This is a genomic window from Gordonibacter sp. Marseille-P4307, assembly GCF_900604965.1.
GTDB lineage: Bacteria > Actinomycetota > Coriobacteriia > Coriobacteriales > Eggerthellaceae > Berryella.
In genome coordinates this window covers 524916-543962 of record NZ_UWPD01000001.1, presented here as the reverse complement: position 1 = coordinate 543962, position 19047 = coordinate 524916, and the positions used below count along the sequence as shown (strand labels likewise).

The 19047-nt window shown below is 60.1% G+C and carries 13 protein-coding genes and 1 tRNA gene; 4 read left to right on the top strand and 10 right to left on the bottom strand.

The features are described from left to right. Positions 1-69 precede the first annotated feature (69 nt). Positions 70-1665: a LuxR C-terminal-related transcriptional regulator gene (locus EIH26_RS02435; RefSeq protein WP_164470954.1), complete on the top strand. Its 1596-nt coding sequence runs from the start codon at positions 70-72 to the stop codon at positions 1663-1665. A 90-nt stretch (positions 1666-1755) separates the two neighbouring features. On the opposite strand, the gene EIH26_RS02430 is transcribed toward EIH26_RS02435, so the two are convergent. After that, positions 1756-3018, bottom strand: a complete 1263-nt coding sequence (locus EIH26_RS02430) for an iron-containing alcohol dehydrogenase (RefSeq protein WP_124060598.1) — start codon at positions 3016-3018, stop codon at positions 1756-1758. A gap of 141 nt (positions 3019-3159) precedes the next feature. Here EIH26_RS02430 and galE point away from each other — a divergent pair, with 141 nt between their 5' ends. After that, the gene (gene galE, locus EIH26_RS02425) at positions 3160-4290 is read left to right on the top strand and encodes a UDP-glucose 4-epimerase GalE (protein ID WP_124060597.1); all 1131 of its coding nucleotides are present in this window, start codon (positions 3160-3162) and stop codon (positions 4288-4290) included. Between the two features lie 27 nt (positions 4291-4317). On the opposite strand, the gene EIH26_RS02420 is transcribed toward galE, so the two are convergent. Then, entirely contained in the window at positions 4318-5724 is a 1407-nt protein-coding gene (locus EIH26_RS02420; RefSeq protein WP_241152733.1) for an LCP family protein, read from the bottom strand. Between the two features lie 391 nt (positions 5725-6115). Between EIH26_RS02420 and EIH26_RS02415 the strand changes: the two genes are divergently transcribed. After that, on the top strand, positions 6116-6379 hold the full coding sequence (locus EIH26_RS02415) for a helix-turn-helix domain-containing protein (RefSeq protein ID WP_124060596.1): 264 nt from the start codon (positions 6116-6118) through the stop codon (positions 6377-6379). Here EIH26_RS02415 and EIH26_RS02410 read toward each other — a convergent pair. From EIH26_RS02410 to EIH26_RS02375, 8 genes are all read right to left on the bottom strand, one after another. Beyond that, positions 6376-8064 carry a phospho-sugar mutase gene (locus EIH26_RS02410; RefSeq protein WP_124060595.1) on the bottom strand — a complete coding sequence of 563 codons (1689 nt, stop codon included), beginning with the start codon at positions 8062-8064 and terminating at the stop codon, positions 6376-6378. The two genes, EIH26_RS02415 and EIH26_RS02410, sit on opposite strands and share 4 nt — an antisense overlap. Before the next feature lie 4 nt (positions 8065-8068). After that, positions 8069-8734 carry an HAD family hydrolase gene (locus tag EIH26_RS02405; protein WP_124060594.1) on the bottom strand — a complete coding sequence of 222 codons (666 nt, stop codon included), beginning with the start codon at positions 8732-8734 and terminating at the stop codon, positions 8069-8071. Positions 8735-8793: 59 nt separating this feature from the next. Beyond that, positions 8794-8867, bottom strand: a tRNA-Gly gene (locus EIH26_RS02400). A gap of 225 nt (positions 8868-9092) precedes the next feature. Then, the gene (locus EIH26_RS02395) at positions 9093-9704 is read right to left on the bottom strand and encodes a GNAT family N-acetyltransferase (RefSeq protein ID WP_124060593.1); all 612 of its coding nucleotides are present in this window, start codon (positions 9702-9704) and stop codon (positions 9093-9095) included. A gap of 17 nt (positions 9705-9721) precedes the next feature. Beyond that, on the bottom strand, positions 9722-10072 hold the full coding sequence (locus tag EIH26_RS02390) for an amidohydrolase family protein (protein ID WP_124060592.1): 351 nt from the start codon (positions 10070-10072) through the stop codon (positions 9722-9724). A gap of 369 nt (positions 10073-10441) precedes the next feature. After that, entirely contained in the window at positions 10442-13744 is a 3303-nt protein-coding gene (locus tag EIH26_RS02385) for a hypothetical protein (RefSeq protein WP_124060591.1), read from the bottom strand. Positions 13745-13803: 59 nt separating this feature from the next. Then, the gene (locus tag EIH26_RS02380) at positions 13804-15084 is read right to left on the bottom strand and encodes a hypothetical protein (RefSeq protein ID WP_124060590.1); all 1281 of its coding nucleotides are present in this window, start codon (positions 15082-15084) and stop codon (positions 13804-13806) included. A gap of 78 nt (positions 15085-15162) precedes the next feature. After that, entirely contained in the window at positions 15163-18219 is a 3057-nt protein-coding gene (locus EIH26_RS02375; RefSeq protein WP_124060589.1) for a helicase C-terminal domain-containing protein, read from the bottom strand. A 173-nt stretch (positions 18220-18392) separates the two neighbouring features. On the opposite strand from EIH26_RS02375, the gene EIH26_RS02370 reads away from it, so the two are divergent. Then, the gene (locus EIH26_RS02370; RefSeq protein ID WP_124060588.1) at positions 18393-19028 is read left to right on the top strand and encodes a hypothetical protein; all 636 of its coding nucleotides are present in this window, start codon (positions 18393-18395) and stop codon (positions 19026-19028) included. Positions 19029-19047: the final 19 nt, after the last annotated feature.

The window sequence follows — 19047 nt, the reverse complement described above, 5'->3', positions numbered from 1 at the left end:
ATGCCTACCCTCTTTGAGGATAACCGCCAACAAACGTGCATGGGCCGAAAGCGACCCGGGGGAGGATGCATGTCGCGAGACGGAAAGAACACCGAGCGAGCAGCGGTTCGGGGTAACGAGGGATCCTATCTCGAGGGCCCCGGCGGCCTCAAGGGCCTGACCGAGCGTTTCTCGGCTCTGATTCCGCTTGTAGCGGGCCTGGTCATCTCCCGCGTCGGATTGCTCACCGCATCGTACGGGGGATATGCGCGCACCGATGACGGCGCGCTCACCGACAGCAGCATGCTTATCGCGCTAGCGGCCCTGGGAGTCCTCCTCGCCGTCATCACTCGGCGAAAAACCCCGCTGAAGAAACGGTTCGTGAATCGGCTGATGCTCGCGTCCATCGCCGTCGAGTCGCTCTCGGGATTCGCCATGGCCGCCATGTTCGCCCTCGGCGAGCCCTTCCCTGGAATGCGCTTGGCCATCGGGGCCCTGGTCAGCCTTTCGGCGTCGCTATGCATCTTCTACTGGTTGCGTCGTGCGCGCGAAACGAACACCGTCGTGGCGGTGGTTTACGTCTTCACCTCGCTCGCGCTAAGCGAAGCGCTTCTGTACGCGCTGTCCATCCTGCCCGATTTCCTTGAGATGGCGCTATCCGCCTCGATCGTCTTGCTGCAGTATCCGCTTAGGCTCTCCGCGCGCACGCGCACGATCCCCAAACACATCGAGGGCCGAGAATTCGAGTCGGATTACTTCTCCTTCTCGAAAACCGAGATCCAAAGGCGCCAGTTCCTCATGGCCACCGCGGTGGGTATCGGCGCACTGTCCATCGTCATCGGCTTTCTGCGCGGGTACCCCAACGGGGCGTCCATCGTGTTCGATCCCGCCACGCGCCTTGCCTACCCGCTGGCGGTCATCTTCTGCTGCTCCCTCATCATCATAGCCACGCTGCGCGGATCCGAGCGCACCACCACTGTGGGCATGTTCGTCGCCATGCAGCTGCTGGCCGCGATCGCATTGGTGCTGTACTCGGCCTTTCCCGACACACTGCACATAGGTGCGGTTCCCACCACGACGCTCAACGCCCTTATGGTAGGTTTCACCTGGTACGTTTCCCTCGCATTCATGAGCGCGGGATGGCGCGACCCGTACTACTACACCTGTGCCGGCTGGATCGTGTGGATCGGATGCCGCGCGGTCATGCGTCTGTCCATCATCGCCCTGGCATCCCTTGCCCTCGATAGCGGGTTGGTGCTCTCCGTTATGAGCCTTATTCTGCTCGTATCGGCTCAGATCGTGTTCATCCAGTTCCTTCACGTGGAAAACCAATCGCAGGTCGAAAGCTCCCCCTCGTGCGAGGGCGACTGCCGCTCGTGTCGGCGCAAGCCGAACCCCTCGAAGCTCAGCAAGCTGATGGGCTTGGACAACAATTCGGAATCGGCCCAGACCCGCGAAGAGATGATGCAGCAGAGCGCCCGGCAGATGGGCCGGCAGTTCCTTTTATCAGACCGGGAAATAGAGGTGCTGGCGCTCTACGCCCAGGGATACACGCAAAAGCGCGTGGCCGAAACCCTGTTCATTAGCCAAGGGACGGCCCACGCGCATATCAAGCGGATCTACGCCAAAACCGACCTGCATTCGCGCCAAGAGCTGATCGATTACCTGGAAGAATACACCGCTTAGCCGTCCTCTCCTCCCTCGGGAGCCTCGGCGGCCTGCGTCATCATTCCTCACGACCCTCTCGCACCTCTCCCACCGCAAGAGGTCGCTGCCTTACCCCGCTTGCGCTTCGCGCTCTTCCTCGGTCTCCCACACGTTGGGCTCGTGGGGCTCCAGCGACATCCGGTAAATAGCCCGGGAGTCTTCCATATCCAAGGGTCTGAACGAGCCGAACCGCTCTCCTTTGGTTTTCTCGAGCGTGGTGATGAAGGTTTCGATGTCGGACCGATCGATCCCGAACTCGCGCAGCGACGAGGGCATGCCCAAAGACATGAAGAACTCCTGGGTCTCGTCGATGGCCGCTTCCACCGCGTCGCGGATCGCGATTGCCGTATCGTCGACGGGTTCGATGCCGAATACGTCGCGCGCATACGACAGGAACCTGCTCGGGTCGGCAGACCACACGTAGCGCATCCAGTTCGGCATGATCACCGCCAGGCCCGCCCCATGCGTCACGTCGACGAAGTGCGCCGACACCTCGTGCTCGAGCCCATGGCTCTCCCAACCGCCTGCGCGCCCGCCGGGGTTCAGAGCCCTCCCGCACCCGGCGATATCGTTATGAGCCAGCATTCCCACCCACATGATGTTGGCTCGAGCCTCGTAGTCTTCGGGATGTTCGATAGCGCGCGGCCCATGCTCGATAAGCGTGCGCAGAAGCGAGGTGGCGATTCCGTCGGTAACCGTCACCGTTCCCAGGCCGCTGAAATAGCGCTCGCAGATATGGGCGAACATATCGGTCACGCCTGCGGCGGTCTGGTATGCGGGAAGGCTGAAGGTATGCTCGGGGTTCATGAAAGCGAAGCGGGGCCGGAAGGCATCGCTTCCCACGCCCACCTTGCGTCCCTCGGCGTCGTTGCTAATAACGCACGAAGCGGACGCTTCAGAGCCTGCGGCGGGAATGGTGACGAGGGCCGCGATGGGGAGCGCCCGCTCGATGGGGAGCCGCTGCGAGAAAATATCCCATACGTCTCCCTCGTAGAACACTCCGAAAGCGATGGCCTTGGCGGCATCGATGACGCTGCCCCCGCCCACCGCAACAACGCTGTCGAGGCCGTGCGCGCGCACCAGCTCGATACCTTTGCGCACGAACCCCACTTCGGGGTTCGGACGGGCGCCGCCCAGCTCGATCAGATCAACGCCGGCTTCGGCCAGCGATCTTTTCACCTGGTCGAGCACGCCCGAGCGTTTCACGGACCCCTGACCGCACACCACCAGCGCACACTTGAAGCCCGCTTCGCTCAGAGCTTTTCCCATGCCATCGGTAGCCGTGCGGCCGAAATGGAACTCGGTTGGGGAATAGAAGACGAAATCGTTCATAGTGCTCCTTTTCAACGGAGTGACAGCATTTGTGCTAGAACCAAGGTTACACCCTGCACGGCGCGCGAACCCCTGATACCATGATATTCGTCTCGATCGATCGTCAAACGACACACGATTCCGATTCCGGGAAGGAACGTCATGGCCAACAAAAACCTCGCTCAGAACCAAAACGAGATCACGGTGCTCGTCACCGGAGGCGCGGGCTTCATCGGAAGCCACACCTGCGTCGAGCTTTTGGACGAAGGGTACCGGGTCGTCGTCGTGGACAACCTCAGCAACTCGAGTGCCGCCGCGCTCGAACGCGTGCGCACCATCACCGGCGTTGCCGATGACCGCCTCCGGTTCTACGAAAGCGACATACTTAACCGCGACGCCCTAAAGCGCATCTTCTCCGAAAACGACATCGATGCGATCATCCACTTCGCGGGGTTCAAGGCCGTGGGCGAAAGCGTCCAAAAGCCCCTCGAGTACTACTGGAACAACATCGCGGGAACGCTTGTGCTCTGCGACGTAGCGCGCGCGCACGGCGTGAAGAACATCGTGTTTTCCAGCAGCGCAACCGTGTACGGCGAACCCGAGTTCATCCCCATCACCGAAGCGTGCCCCAAACACAGCGCCACGAATCCCTACGGGCAGACGAAATCGATGCTCGAGCAGATCCTCACCGATCTTTACGTGGGCGATAACGAGTGGAACATCGTGCTCCTGCGCTACTTCAACCCCATCGGCGCCCACGAAAGCGGGCTTATCGGCGAGGACCCCAAGGGCATCCCCAACAACCTGCTTCCCTATGTGGCGCAGGTAGCCGTGGGAAAGCTGGAAAGCGTTGGGGTGTTCGGCGACGACTACGACACCCCGGACGGAACCGGCGTGCGCGACTACATCCATGTGGTTGATCTCGCGCGCGGCCACGTGGCCGCGCTGCGCTGGATGGGCGGCAAAGTGGGAACCGGTAAAGCCATCGGCCTGGGCTCGATCGAAGGTCCGACGCAAACAAACGGCACGCGGGCGGGCGTTGGCATCTTCAACCTGGGCACCGGTACGGGCTCCAGCGTCCTCGATGTGGTGAAGGCCTTCTCACAAGCGTGCGGAAAAGATATCCCCTACCAGATCAAGCCACGGCGCGCGGGTGACATCGCCGTGAACTACGCGGTATGCGACAAGGCGCGCGACGAGCTTGATTGGGCGGCTCGATTCGACCTGTCGCGCATGTGCGCTGACAGCTGGCGTTGGCAGTCGAACAACCCCGACGGCTACAACGCCCGCTAGCGGAGGACCGAAGCGGGCTGCTCGGGCCTAGTACCCCGCCGCCCCCGCACCGCCAGCATTCGGAGCACCGCCTGCGGCAGCGCTGGAAGAGCCGCTGTTATAGGTGCCGCCTCCATTCTGGTTTCCGGTGTTCGCGTATGCGCCGTTGCCCGCACCGCCTTGGGGGGTCTGCCCTGAATACTGATTGGGATTCGGATTCGAATACGCGTTCGGCGAATATCCCGATGACGGGGCGACTTCCGTTCCGGAACGCGAAGAGACGCCCGACACCCGCTGCTGGTACTCGGCCATCAGCTTCTCGGGCGTCTTCTCGGTAGTCACCGTGCTGGGGTCAAGACCCGCATCCACCGCTTCCATCATCTTCTTGATAGCATCGTAATCGGCGAACACGTACGATGCTCCGTTGTACTGGGCCGGCAGCGAAGGAACCGTCGCAGAGTAGATGGTCATATCGCCGTTGCCCTTGACCGCCTGGGCAAGCCCGATGATATCGGTAACCTTCAGATTCGTGGCAACACATTTCGCGGCGGCTTGGATCACCCCGGGTATTTCGGTTACGGGAAGGGACTCGATCTTGGTGACGATCGCCTGAATCAGCTTGCGTTGGTTGGAGACGCGCGTGTAGTCGCCGTCGGCATAGGCACGGCTGCGGGCGAACACGAGCGCCGCCTCGCCATCGAGATGCTGGTGCCCCGCCTCGATCACCACCGGGCCGGCATCGGGATCGTCGATACGCTCCTCGACGTCCACGTCGACGCCGTCCACCGCATCGACGAGGCCTATCAGGCCCGAGAAGTTGATCTCGGCATAGTACGAGATATCCACTCCCAGCATTTCAGAGGCCTGCTTGATGGAACCCGCCGTGTCCCCGAAAGTATATGCCGCGTTGAACTTAACCGTTCCGTATTCGCTGAGGTTGATGGCGGTATCGCGAGGGATCGAAACCATCGAGACCTTGTTGGTCTTCGGATCGACCCTCACCACGATGTTCGTATCGGAGCGCCGTCCGATCTCGTCGTTGTCCTCACGTTCGTCCGAACCCACCAGCATGACGTAGAACGGCTCGGTCAGATTCGACTTCGCAGGGGCAAGCACCTCGTTGATCTCGGCTATCTCCTGATCGGTCTTGTTGCCCGCCAGCGTCGCATTGATCGCGTTTATGTAGAGGGCCGCCGCTGTCCCGGCCCCCACCAGCACCACGGCAAAGGCGATGAAGACACCGAGAGCGATGCGCTTTGCGCGGCTCATCTTCTTTTTGCTTCGCACCGAATACTGCTGAGCATCGCGGGCGTAGGCTTCCACCGCCGCACGCGGAATCGACGAGGGGATGTAATCAAAAGCAGGCTTGAAAGAACCCTGCTCCGCGCCGTCGGTGACAGAAGGGGTTTTCAGACTCGGGGCCTCGTTCTTCTTTCGAGCGTGCTTTCCTGCCATGTAGTCTCCTCCAAGCGCAGGCGAAGGCCCGCGCATGCACTCAAATCCGCAGGGCTTGTAGCCTCGACCTTCAACATGAGGTCTTCAGATGCCCGAGTACGCGGTCGATAATCGAACCCGTTCATATTACCATCTAGGCCCATTCGCCATAGAACGGGCATCCCGACGCGACAAGGGGCACACAGTAAAAGAGATCGGGGCGATCGCAGATCGGCTTCGGGGAAACGTTCGCGTTCGATAGAACGCGGATGCAACCGCGAAACGATTGCTAGTTTTTTGCTAAAAAGATCGTTCCGCAGATAATAAAACCGATTTTGAACAGCGATTATATATTTTCTAACTGTAACCTCTGAATTACATCGATGCGAAACGGCAACGTTACGCTAACCGCATGGATTACCGCACCGACATGCCCTTCGCCTATGCATCTGGACCCCCCGCCGGGGAACTCGGTGCCGCTTTGGGATACAACGTCAGGCGACTGCGCACCGAGCAACGTCTCACCAAACAGACGTTCGCGATGATGGTGGGCATCGGAAGGCCCTTGCTCGACAAAATAGAAAACGGCGAGGCGGATCCGAGGTTATCCCTCATCATCCGCCTCGCCGATGCGCTTTCGGTAACCCCCGAAGATCTTCTGGCGCTCAGCCTCTAGCAGAACCCTTCCACAAAATGGCGCACCTCGTCTTCCAGCTCCGACACCACCCTGTCGGCAGCCTCGGCATCCGAACCGCTCGCGAACACGTACGCCTTCACCTTCGGCTCGGTGCCGCTGGGCCTGAACACCACCTTGTGATCCCCTTCGACGGAAAACTCCACCACGTTCGCGGGCGGCAGGCCCCCTTCCCCTAACCGGTAGTCAACCAGCCTTGTCACGGGGCGATTCGCCAAGAGAACAGGGGGGTCGGCTCGCAAGCCGGCCATCAAGTCGGCCATGCCGGCCGCCCCGGCCGCCCCGGGAAACGAGAACGACAGCGTCTTGTTGCGGTAAAAGCCGTGCTCTTCGTACAGGGTGCGCATAGCCTGGGCAAGGTTCAATCCCCGCGCCTTGTAGTACCGCGCCATCTGGCATATCAGCATCGAGGCGTCCACGGCGTCTTTATCGCGCACATACGTGCCGTTCAGGTATCCGTAGCTTTCTTCGAATCCGAAGAGGAAGCGCTCCTCCTCGCCGCAGGATTCGAGCTCGCCGATGATTCCGCCGATGTACTTGAAGCCGGTCAGAACGCGGCGCACCGCAAAACCGTACTTGTCCGCAAGGGCATCCACCATGGTGGATGACACGATCGTGGTCGCAACGATGCGGCGGTCGAGGGTTCGGCCTTCCTCGATCGCACGACGAGCCAGGTAGTCCAGAAGCAGCACGCCCATCTCGTTACCCGAAAGCAGGATGTAGCGGCCATCGTCTTTCACCGCCACCCCCACGCGATCGGCGTCGGGATCGGTGGCCAAAAGCAAATCGGGACGCACTTCTTCGCACAGATCGATGCCCTTCTGCAGCGCAGCGCGCTCTTCGGGGTTCGGGTATTCGCACGTGGGGAAATCGCCGTTCGGCTCCCCCTGTTCGCGTACAACGGCCACATCGGTCACACCGATGCGGGCAAGGATGCGCTCGACGCACTCGCGACCGCAACCGCACAACGGCGTGTACACCACCTTCAGATCCGCGTCCGCGCCGGGATCGACTCCAACCGCGGCTACGGCGTCTATGTACCGATCAAGCGTACCCTCATCGATCCACCGTATAAGCCCGGCCCTCTCCGCCTCCTCGAACGGCACGGCCTTCACTCCGGAAAACGGATCGACCTTCGCGATGGCCGCAGAGATATCCGAAGCGTCCTCGCTGGTGATCTGGCAGCCGTCGGCCCCGTACACTTTGTAGCCGTTGTATGCAGCGGGATTATGCGAAGCCGTCATGCAGATGCCCCCCGCGCAGCCCAGATCGCGCACGGCGAACGAAAGGGCCGGCGTGGGTTCGATGCGCGGATACACATGAACCGACACCCCGTTGGCTGCCAGAACGGAGGCCGCATGCCGCACGAACACCTCGCCCATATGGCGGCTGTCGCGCGCAATGGCTACCGAAGGGCGCTCGAAGCGAGAATTCAGATAATCGGCCAAACCCTGGGTGGCGCGGCCCACGGTATAGACGTTCATGCGGTTCGTGCCCGCTCCGATCACGCCGCGCAAACCCGCGGTGCCGAACTCCAGATCTTTGAAGAACGCATCGGCGATAACGGAGTCATCGCCCGCATCCCTCATAGAGCAAAGCTCGGCCGCAAGGCTTTCGTCTTCGACGCAATCGATCCACAGATCCAGCTTATTGCGATAATCCAACATGACGTCACTCCCTATTCTGCACCCAATCAAGCAAGTCGCCCGGTCGGTCGATAATAACCTGCGCGCCGCCTTCGATCAGCGTCGTGCGCGACTGGTATCCCCACAAAACCCCAAGCGCGATCGCATGCGAGCGCAAAGCCACCTCCATATCGGTGCCCGAATCGCCTACATACCCCACCTCTGACGGGATGCATCCCAGCTGAGAGATGGTTTTCATCAACCCGGTGGGATCGGGCTTGCGCGGATAATCCGCGCACTCGCCGTGAACCTCGTCGAACACACCGGGGAAATGGGCTCCTATCACCTCCTGTGTGGCGGCATCGAATTTGTTCGACAGCACCGCAAGACGGCAGCCGCGATCGGAAAGACGGGCCAACAGTTCGGGAATACCCTCGTACGGCTTGGTGTTCGCATGCCCCAACGAGGGGAACAGCGCGCGCCACGTGGCGACCACCGCCTCGATCTCGGCATCGGAAACCCCCGTCGGAAGCGCGCGACGTATCAGCATGGCAGCGCCTTTACCCACGAAACCCCTGATGGCTTCAATGCTATGCGTCGGGTATCCATGGTGGCGCAACGTTTCGTTCGTCAGCGCCGCAAGGTCGGGAAGCGTATCGAGCAGCGTCCCGTCCAAGTCGAACACAAGCCCTTTAAGATTGCTGCGCTGCATGAAGCGGCTCCTTGCCCTGTAACGAAAAAGCCGATCCCGGGAGGATCGGCTAGAACTCTTGGAGCGGGCGACGGGAATCGAACCCGCGTGGTCAGCTTGGGAAGCTGAAATTCTACCATTGAATCACGCCCGCAGTAGGAAAGCATTATAACCGTACCTCCTTCATTTCCTTTGTCATTTCAGCAAATCATCATGCAACATGTCCTAAGCGACCGCACGCTTCCCTCCGTCCTGCGCGACCCAGCCGCCGAGTTCGCCATCGCGTCGGAGAAGCTCATCGCCCAAGTGGCCGCCGGCCTCGGTATCAACGAGAAGACCCTGGGGAGATGGGTGACGGTCAGGAAATATGCACGTACAATCAAAGCACCTTCGCGAACAGGAAGCACGTCAAGGGCTTTCTGTCCTTTCCAGAACCAACGGCAACCTCTTCCTGTCCCACCAATTCGAATCCGCGCTTCTCGTAGAACTGGTATGTGCAGCCTGAATCCGTGTACAGATAGGTGAGCTTTCCGCGCTCGCGCCGGGCAAGCTCTTCCAGAAGCGCGGTTCCTACCCCCTTAACGCTACCGCCCGGCTCGGCAGCCAAGAAGCGAAGCTCGCCGTCGGGTTTAACGACCGCCTCCAATTCGGAAAGCATCCGGTCATTCGCTTGGTAGTAGTCCCTAGCGCTCGGGTCTACCGCTTTTTCGACGAAGCCGAACGCAGCAACGAAAGCGGACATCGGCGCGGACTTGAACACCCTCGGCTCTCCCGCATACGATGCAAGCAGCGCGCCTACGAAGCGCCCGTCCGCATATGCGGCGATGGCCTGCGTTGCATACAAAAGTTCCAGGTACCAGAAATACGTGCCATACAATCTGAGAAGCGGTCCTCCGCCTACAAGCTCTTTGAAGTGCATGCCTTCAATCGCAAAATCTATGGCGCGCTTGAAGTCTTCACGACGAAGATCGCCGATGCGTATGTCAGTCATGATGGAGCCTTTCCGATTCACCTGCGGTATACCACGTTGCCATCGCATATCGTAAACAGTACTTTTGCATCGAGACTCTTTGCAGGCGCACATCTGGTGATGTCGGTATCCAGCACCACGATGTCTGCAAGCTTTCCCACTTCCAAGATTCCAAGCTCGTGCCCGCGTCCATTTGAGACGACAGTGCCGTAAATGTATGCACGGATGGCGTCGTACACGCTTATGTCGTGAGATGGATACCATAGCCGACTTTGCCCATCCGGCAACGTCTCCGCCCGGGTTACAGCGGCATGGATGCCCAAGAGTGGATTCACATCCGTCACAGGCGCATCCGTCCCGAACGACAGGTTGACGCCGTCTTGCAGCATGACGTCGTAAGCAAGTATGCGTCGATGCCACGTCGTCCATGAACTGCTTCAATCCTAGCACGTCAATCATGGCGCTGTGGGAAAATCTTCGCCTGAGCTTTTTCGCCCTTGCAAGGTCACGGGTGCAGGTTGGATAGAGGTAAAGCCGTAGCGGAACCCTACCCAGCAGGTCGATCATCTGCGCTTCCAACAAACTCGGAGTTTCAGGAAGAGAGGAGAAGATGGAAGCGTTTCCCCTGTTTCACAATCGACTGTATGCGAGAGACGATCGTTCTTCATACACGAAGCCGACCCCCGGCTCCGGCCGCAAGAACAAGAAGGGCGACCTCCTTAGGGGCCGCCCTTCCAAACGAGATCGCGCACAACTCTTTAGATGCTCTTCACCAGCTCGGTGATGAAGTCGGTATTCTCCGCCAGAACATCCGCAGATACGTTCTCGATCACATCCTCGCTGGTTGCCGACAGGGCAACCTCTTCCGCTTCGATGCCCACCAGGTGCATCCCCTGCAAGCCCCGACGCGACGCCACCGTGATCGCCGACTCGTTCCATGGAAGAGAAATCGAGTCAAGTTTCCTGCCCGTAACTCGCGAGGCTTTCTGAATATAGCGCTTCATGCGCGCCGACGGCCTCACCTTGCGCACCGTACCCTCTTCCTGAACCAACGCCAGCTTGCCCGCCGCAATCGAATCGATGTCGATGAGGATGGACCCGCGCAGATCAGAAGCGTACTTATCCAAAAACGCGCGCATGCCGTCGCGCCTTCCGATCTCGGATCCCAGAGCGACGAACCAGATCTCCGTCGTGAAATCCGGGTTGTTGAAATGATAGATCTGGCTGATCTCTTCATTCAGCTCGGCAGCCACCTCGAGAAGAGGGGCCGGTGCATGCTCTTTGATCGGCTCGTCTTCCCCCGCATTCTCGGATCCCGACTTCGTATCGACCCGCCCAAGCTGTACGCGCGAGAAGGCGCCGCCGTTCCACGTGCGCCTATCCCAAGGCTCGCTCGGCCCGATCTCGCTGTAGGGAGCATCGGGGTCGAGCGCGGAATCGTCAACCAGCAGATACCCTCCGCCTTCGGTGTATGCCTCGGGGGCAGATGCCACTCCGCCTCGAACGTCGGTCGGCCTCCTTCGATTGGAAGCATCGCCTTCGTCGGCGGTTTTACGGGCGCGGGCAGCCGAATCGTAGGACCGCGACCCATCGCGGAAGCTCTCCCATCCTCCCCGTGCGCGTCCAGTTTCGCGGGCGTCGAAATCCTGTTCGACATCAAGCCATTCCTGGGGAGTCTCTTTCAAATCCTCTTTCCTGCTCGAAAAGCCCAAGCGATCCATGAAGCGCTGGAAGCGGCTCTTGGGCATCTCGACGTATCCCGGGCCGGCGGGAGCGCCTGAATCGGTGAAGTTCTCTTCGATGCCCGAATCGTCGGCGTCGTCAACGTAGATTTCCTCGGGGGCGGCCCCCTCAAGCAACTCTTCCCCCACCGGGGTGATAGAACCCGTCGCCCCCGCCACGAACGACCCGACCGTGGAAACAGGAGAGGGATCTTCGGCGTTCACGCGCGTAATGGTGCCGGAAACCGACGGAAGAACCGTGCGCATCCCCCGAATCACGCCCGATTTGGAAGGATGCTCGGCTGCGATAGCCGCAGGATCGATTACAGGCACGCGCTCCAGACCGCGCGCAACCGCCGAAGCGGGAGGCTGGTCGGCAAGGGGTGCGGGCTGCTTGCTGGGCTCCACGGCATCTGCTGCAGGAGCATCGAGGCGGGGTAGCTCGACCGCAGACGACGCCGGTGTGATAACCGGCTTCGCGTCTACAAGAGATTCCGAAGCGGGGATATCGAGATCGGTAACGTCGATCCTGCCGGTAAGCTCGGCGCTGCCTTCGGGCCAGTTCCTCATGAATCCCGGTTCGGGAACGTTTTTCTCGAACGCTCCCTCGGTAAGGTTCTGATCGGGAGGAATAATGGGGTCCGATGTTTTTTTTCGCTCGATCAGGCTGGCGAACTCGGCAGACAGAGCGTCGCGATCGACCGGGGCCTCCTCGCCCAGCAATGCGGGGGAGAAATAGCTTTCGGTGCTGATGACCTCGGACGGCGCATCCTGAGCCGTAGCAGCCCGACCCTCCGAACCCGCAAGCTCTTCCGATGCGTACAGTGCATCGAGCGCGGTAGCGGAATCGGCGGCAACCTGCTCCTCCTCGCCAATCGCTTCCGACGATGCGGATCGCACCGCAGCGGGCTGGTCGGCCACAGCTGGGAATGCTCCCTGCTCATCGCCGACATCTTCGGTTTCGATGGTATGCCAGACATCCTCTTCGGGGGCAGAAGCAGCGACGGGTTCGTCAAAGGAAGCGGCCGAATGCGGGAGCTCCGCCTGAGCCTCCCGCTGGGCCAGAGCCTCCTCGCCAGCGTCGGCGTAGCGCGAACGAAGGGATTCGTCCACCTCGGAATCGGATCTCCGGGCCTTCTGCTGCGCTGCAACGAACCAGGCGGGAACCGAGGGATCACCCGCAAGCTCAGAGGCGGCAGGCGCATGCGCCCGCCCGTCTTCCGAAGCGGGCGATACGGCCTCGGACTCTGAACCCCCCTCGACGGAAGACGTCTCCTCGATGGTTTCGGGTGTCGGGGCGACCTCGTTGACAGACGGCTTCGAAGGTTGCGACACGGATGCACTGCGCTCGTCCTGCGGCGTCCACACCGCGCCCGGGGCGCCGGTAAAGGCGGCAAGCGCGGCCTTGGCGGCATTCAGGGGATCGGCGGGGTCGATCTCGGGAGTCCGAGGGGCCGCAGCAGACTGCGACCGAGACACGGGCTGATCTACAACGCCCGCGCGGGCAGGCGCTTCGGAGGCAGAAGCCTCGTAAACCACCTCGGTCTCATCATCGACCAAACCCTGCTCGACAGCTGCTTCGTACCCGTGGATGCGGGCGTCTGCGTTGCTCGATCCGCCCCCCACCCGACGGGCCACTTCCAGCAGAGCCGCAACACCGCTGGCGTTGTCGTTCGCCCCTTCGCTAAAAGGAGCGATGCGAGCAGCCACCGTGCGAACGACCATCACCGCGCAACCGATGAGGGCTACGGCAAGAAGCAAGTTGAAGAATACCGCACCCGGACCTTGAGGGGCGATAAGCTGGCGAAACAACGTTAGGATGGGAACGGCGACAACGGCCCCCGCGCAGATCTGAGGCATCGGAGCGGGAACGTTTTCGATGAAGCGCAGATAAGATGGACGTACGCGGCCGGAATCGTAATGCGCAACCAGGATGACCTTCCGACTGCGACGCGGCATCCCCTCTTGGCGATCGGGGACGTACTTGGCCACAACATTTTGCGACACCCCCTTGCCCAGCTGGTCAGACACGTACGGGCGGTCAAGGATCTCGAGAGCGAACACCGCGGCTGCGACGATCGTGACAACCAGCACTCCGACTGCCAAAGCGGGAAACACCATGCCCGCAACGGTGGCCACGATAATGACGGCAGCGCATACGCCGCGAACGAAGCTCGACTCTATGGAGGTCGAGAAATCGTCGATCACCGCGGCGAAACCCGACTCCTTCTGCATCTGATCGGCAATGTAGAGCGCGGCCTGCTGCTCTTCCTCAGTACCCGCCGGTCGAGGTCCAACCTCTTGAGAGAGGTACTGCACGTTATCCAAAAGTTCAGCCATCAGTATGCCTTTCATCTGATATGCGCTGTTCGATGCGCATACTCGCATGAAAGTATAAACTATTTGGATTGAGTGCCCAAGTAATCGCGAAGCTCGGAATCCGATTGCGTAGCTTCTGCACGCGCACGGCGATAGCTTTCAGCTTCGCTTGACGACTGAGCTTGTACGAAATCGAGAACTACCTGGTCAACCGAAACAGGAAGTCCTTTTGCGAGGCGAGACGCCCGCTCGTCCGATTCGGTGTAGCGATCGTTTTGCGCGCGCGCTTCATCTTTGTTTCGATCGATAAGCGCCGCGTCGGCTGCGTCAGCATAGCCAAGAGCCTCCAAACGCGCTTCGATGTATTCGATATAGGGTTCGACTTTGATGCCGGGTGCCGCTGAAAGCGCTGAGGACAACCCGTCCAGCGCATCGTTGAACCGCTGCGCCGCCCGCGCGCCCTTCTCCCGCACGTCTTTGATCTCGTCGACCGATGCCGCCTTCGACGATAAACCGGCGGCCTCCCGCGCAAGGGTGTCTCCCTCCTGCAGGCTCGACCATGCGTCGCGCAGCCGCTTCAATAGATCTTGCGCGGCGGCGGCCTTCTCCATAACCCGCTCCGCTTCGCCGATCATCTGCTGGCGCGCCTCGACGTTTTCCCGAGCCGCTGTCATCGCGGCGGAAACTCCGTGAGGCAAGCGCCGAGAAGAGAGGGCGCGGAGCAGCGAGCTCGCCTCGCCCAGAGAATCTTTCGCCGCTGCGATATCGGAATGCGCCGCAACCCACACACCCTTCTCGGTTGCCTTAACCGGATCCTCTACCAACGAATCGAGCGCAGCGAGCGTCGTATCCGTTTCGCCTATCTTATTCAGAGCGCGCGAGAACATGGCCTCGTTGCCTCGATCCTCTTTCACGTAAGTGAATGCCGTATACCCGGCAACGCCGATGGCGACGATGGCAAGAACGGCAAGGGCTGCTCGTCCTGCGCGCTTCATGGCACGCCGGCGCTTCCTGCGCGCTATCTCGAACGCCACCTGATCTTGAGGAGAGGATGCGCGTTTTCCCGAAGAAGCGGCAGCCGCATCGGAAGGCGAAGTCGTGCGCCTCGCTCTTAGATGGCCGCGTCCTTGACGAAGCTTGCGAGGAATCCGTTTAGAGGACGACGGATCGACACGATCGGACGGCGCCGTAGATTCGACCGTCCGTCCCGCTGCAACCTCTGATGTTTCACGTGAAACATCGCTGCGCTTACCCAGCGGAAGGGAGATATGCGGCACTCCCCCCGAAATGCGGAGAAGTCGCTGCTTTGCCGTGGGCTTCCTCTCGTCCAAAGACTGACGGGCAGCATCCAGGACATCCAACGAGATCTCGTTGGATGTCCCTTCCGTATTCCGTTTGATATGGGCAACGCGAATGCGCTGCGGCAACGACGGCATGGCTTAGCGTCCGCTCATCGCCGAAAGAGAAGCGATGATCTCGCTCGTTGGACAGATGCGCACCGTCTTGCTCTGGAGCGAATTCAGAACCGTTTTTCCATAGCTTTTCGTCACCAAGCGTCTGTCCGCCAAAATAACGACTCCGGCATCGTCAGACTTCCGAATGAGGCGGCCCGCTGCCTGTTTCGTTTCGATAACAGCCTGCGGGAGGGTGTATCTGAACCACGCACGGTCGTCGCGCGACGAACGCTCGCACGAAAGCGGATCGGTTGGGCGTGAAAACGGCAGCTTCGGTATGACGACGCCCCTCAGCGTTGATCCGGGGGCATCGAATCCCTGCCAAAACGACTTCAAGGCGAACAGAGACAGGCTCTCATCGGCAATGAAATCGTCGCGTAGGGCTTTGGGGGACACGCCCTTTCTCTGGCAGACAAGACGTAGGTCTTCCTTTTTCATCGACGGGTTCACTTCGTCGAAGCAGCGCTCCATTTCGCGGCGGTTCGTGAACAACGTGAGCATGGAACCGCCCTGTGCGAGGTGCACTCCTATAAGGAGCTTCTGCAAAGCCGCCAGATACGACGGCGCATTGGGCTCGGGCATATCGCTTGCCACGTAAACGATCATGTTGTTGTCGAAATCGAAGCTTGAATCGACTTGAAGCTCGCGCGCGAAGGACCCCTCGTCCTCGTTCAGCCCCATCGCCCTGGTAAACGCTTCAAAACGACCATCGACCGATAATGTGGCCGAGGCGTAGACCACAGACTTCGTTCGGCTGTAGAAGGCGTCGCGCATCATAGAGCCCACTTCGAGCGGCATAGCCCCAAGCGCATCTCCGAGACGATCCTTTTTCCGAAGCAGATTCGCCTGAAACACGAACGACTCCGGTTGCTTGTTGAAAATCAGATCGCATGCCTCGATGAGCTCTTTGAGCTCGATGGCGGTCGAAGCGATCTCGCGCTGGGGTTCTGCAGCGGCGTCGATCCCTTCGAGAAACGCCACCAGATCCTGGCAGCAACGCACCAGCTTCTCGGCTGCGTCCACCATGACAAGGGCATGGCTCTTCAGGCTCGCGAACACCGAGCTATGGCGCACCTCGCTGTTCAGCCACAGATCGATGCTCTCGTAGGATCTTCCGGACTTCTCGGTATCGAAATACAGAAGATCCTTCACATGCAGACAGTATTCCTCAGCGGCGCGTGCGAAAGTGTTACCCGCTTCCTGAGCCTTGGCGGAAAGCCCGTAGAACAGCGGCGCACTTTCCTCAACTTCTCCCGCAGCCCCTCTCTCGGCCCGAGCGAAGATCGTCCGCGAGCCGGCAGAGGGGGCAACGCGTCCTGACAGGCGGGACAGCGCGTCCGAATCGACCTTCTTCGTGAAAGCGCGGCGCGCTTCCGATTCGATACCATGGGCCTCGTCGACCACCCAGCACGCGGCCTGGGGCAGAAGCCCGCCGTCAGCCGCTAAATCGCAGCACAGCAACGCATGGTTGGTGACCACGATGTTGCAGCGCTCCGCGCGGCGGCGCGCGCCGTGTCCGAAGCACAGGCTTCCAAAATAAGGGCATTTTCTGCGCAGACAATCGTTACTCGTTGTGGTGATGGCCCAACGCGGCAGCAGCCGGTAGTCGATTTTAAGCGCATCCAGATCGTCGAACCCGCTTTGCTCGATATACGAAAGCAGTGCCGCCAGAGCGGGGGCTTGGTTTTTCTGCTTACCCGCCACCTCGCGCACCGAGGGACCCTCCGATACGATCTTTTCCACCTTGCGAAGGCATGGGTAATGAGCGATGCCCTTCAAAGCGGCGTAACTCAATTCGGGAAGATCGGGGGCCTCCTGCCGAATGGCCCGGGCCAAAGCGGGGAGCTCGGAAAAAACCAGCTGATCAAGCAGGGCGTTCGTATTGGTGGCAACTCCCATCACCGCTTTGCTGCGAAGCGAGGCGAGCGCGGCGGGAACCAGATAGGCCATCGACTTGCCGACGCCCGTCCCCGCCTCCACCACGAGATTGTTCGACCTCTCGAACGCCAGACGCACGGCCTCGGCCATCTCCAACTGCTCGGGGCGAGGATCGTAGCTGCGGTATATCCGCCCAAGCAGACCTTCAGAGCTGAAAGCACGCGCTACATCCGCCCGAGAGGGAACATCCAGAAAAATCCCCTCGTCATCGAAGGCCGTCGCATCCGAAACCGCGGTCGGCCGTTGCGGCTTCAAAGAGGAATTGACGCGCTGCCGCCGCATCGATCTCAATGAGAACAAGGATGCCCGATCGGCAGGCTTTGGCCGTCCTTCATCGGCATCGGCCGTACCGGATGCAGGAGCCTCATCCAAAGCGGCAAGGGGCGATCCTGCAGGCGCATTATTCAGCAAATAGCCGAACACGACCACCGATGGCCATTGATTTTTGTCGGTCATCGATGCAATCTCGGCCACCAAAGATCGCGGCATCGTGCAAACGGCGGTCAGCAATATCCGAAACAGCGAACAGGTCGCCTCTACATCGGCATCAGCTCGATGGGTCGAAAGAGGGGCGTCGAACGCTTTCACGAGATCGATGAGCCTATGGGATTTCAGGCGGGGCAACGCGATGCGAGAAAGATCCAGCGAGTCGATCCATTCGTTTTCAAGCAGCGCCGCGCCCGCAGGGTATTTCGTGGTGAACGTCCGATCGAACTCGGCATTGTGCGCCACGATGCGGGCATCGCCCACGAACTCGACCAATCGCTCTATAACCTCGTTCGGCGTCGGTGCTGCGGCTATATCCTGGTTGGAGATATGGGTAAGATGCTCGATCTCTTCAGGAATGGGCTTTCCCGCGTTGGCAAAACTGACGAACCAGGACTCTATTTTCCCATGATCCATGCGCGCCGCGGCCACCTGAATCAGCTCGTCGTGCGAGAACGATAAACCCGTCGTTTCCGTATCCAGAACGACAACGTTCTCATCAAGCGCACCGAAATCAAGCCTGTCGGCCAGATCCTTCAAAGAAGCGTACCGCTCGATGACGTCGATCGGGGTACCGTCGGTGATGTTTGCATCCAGATTTCCGCGCAGGCGGGACATTGAAGATTCCATTCCAACAGACTAGCAAATTACCGACCGATAAGCAGCTCCGAGAAGATGCTTGCCCACCGCACCGCGAAAAAAGCGAAGCGCTACGGACGAAAGCGCATAAAGGCGACCTTCACAAAAAGCATGATACACTTGCGCCCGTCTGAACGATCGAGAGGAATAACGTGCGCTACGAAGGATTCTACACCCGCTTCGAAGCCGTATCGAAGAAAGACGCCGCCGTGCTGATCGGCGCAGATACCCTGGTGGGAGACGAATTCGATATAGAGATCAGAAACGAGCGAGGTACAGCCGTCGCATGGATCAGAAATAGGTTCGGAGCCGAAATAGGTTTCTTCGGCATCGAAGCGACTCGCAAGATTCAGCTTGCGCAAGCGCGGGGCGACGTTATTAAAGTTATGCTCTCTTTTGTCGCCTATTCCGAAGACCCCTCTCCCGGCCTGTATTGGGGCGAGATGGCGGTGGTGTCGTATCCAGCCTCTGAAAGCGACTGCTTCAAGGTATTCTGCGCTCAAATATCGAAGCGGCTTCAAAATGGTATCCGTCCCGACATCGCCCTGTCCGAACAGGGCGAAGCAAAGGTTATCGAAAGCAAGGGCGCCTGGATGCCCTCGGCGACAACCCCTCTTCCGAAAAAGAAGTCGGGCATGGTGATCATGAAAAGCAAGCGGCGCTTCTCCGAGCACATGATCGAGCAGGGACGCGCGGGAAACAAGGGGTGCTTTATCGTTGGCTGGGCCTTTATCCTAGCGTTCGTTGCGGCGGGCGTTTGGGTTCTCAAGCAGCTCGGACTGTTCTGACCGCCCGCAAGCGCCGCCG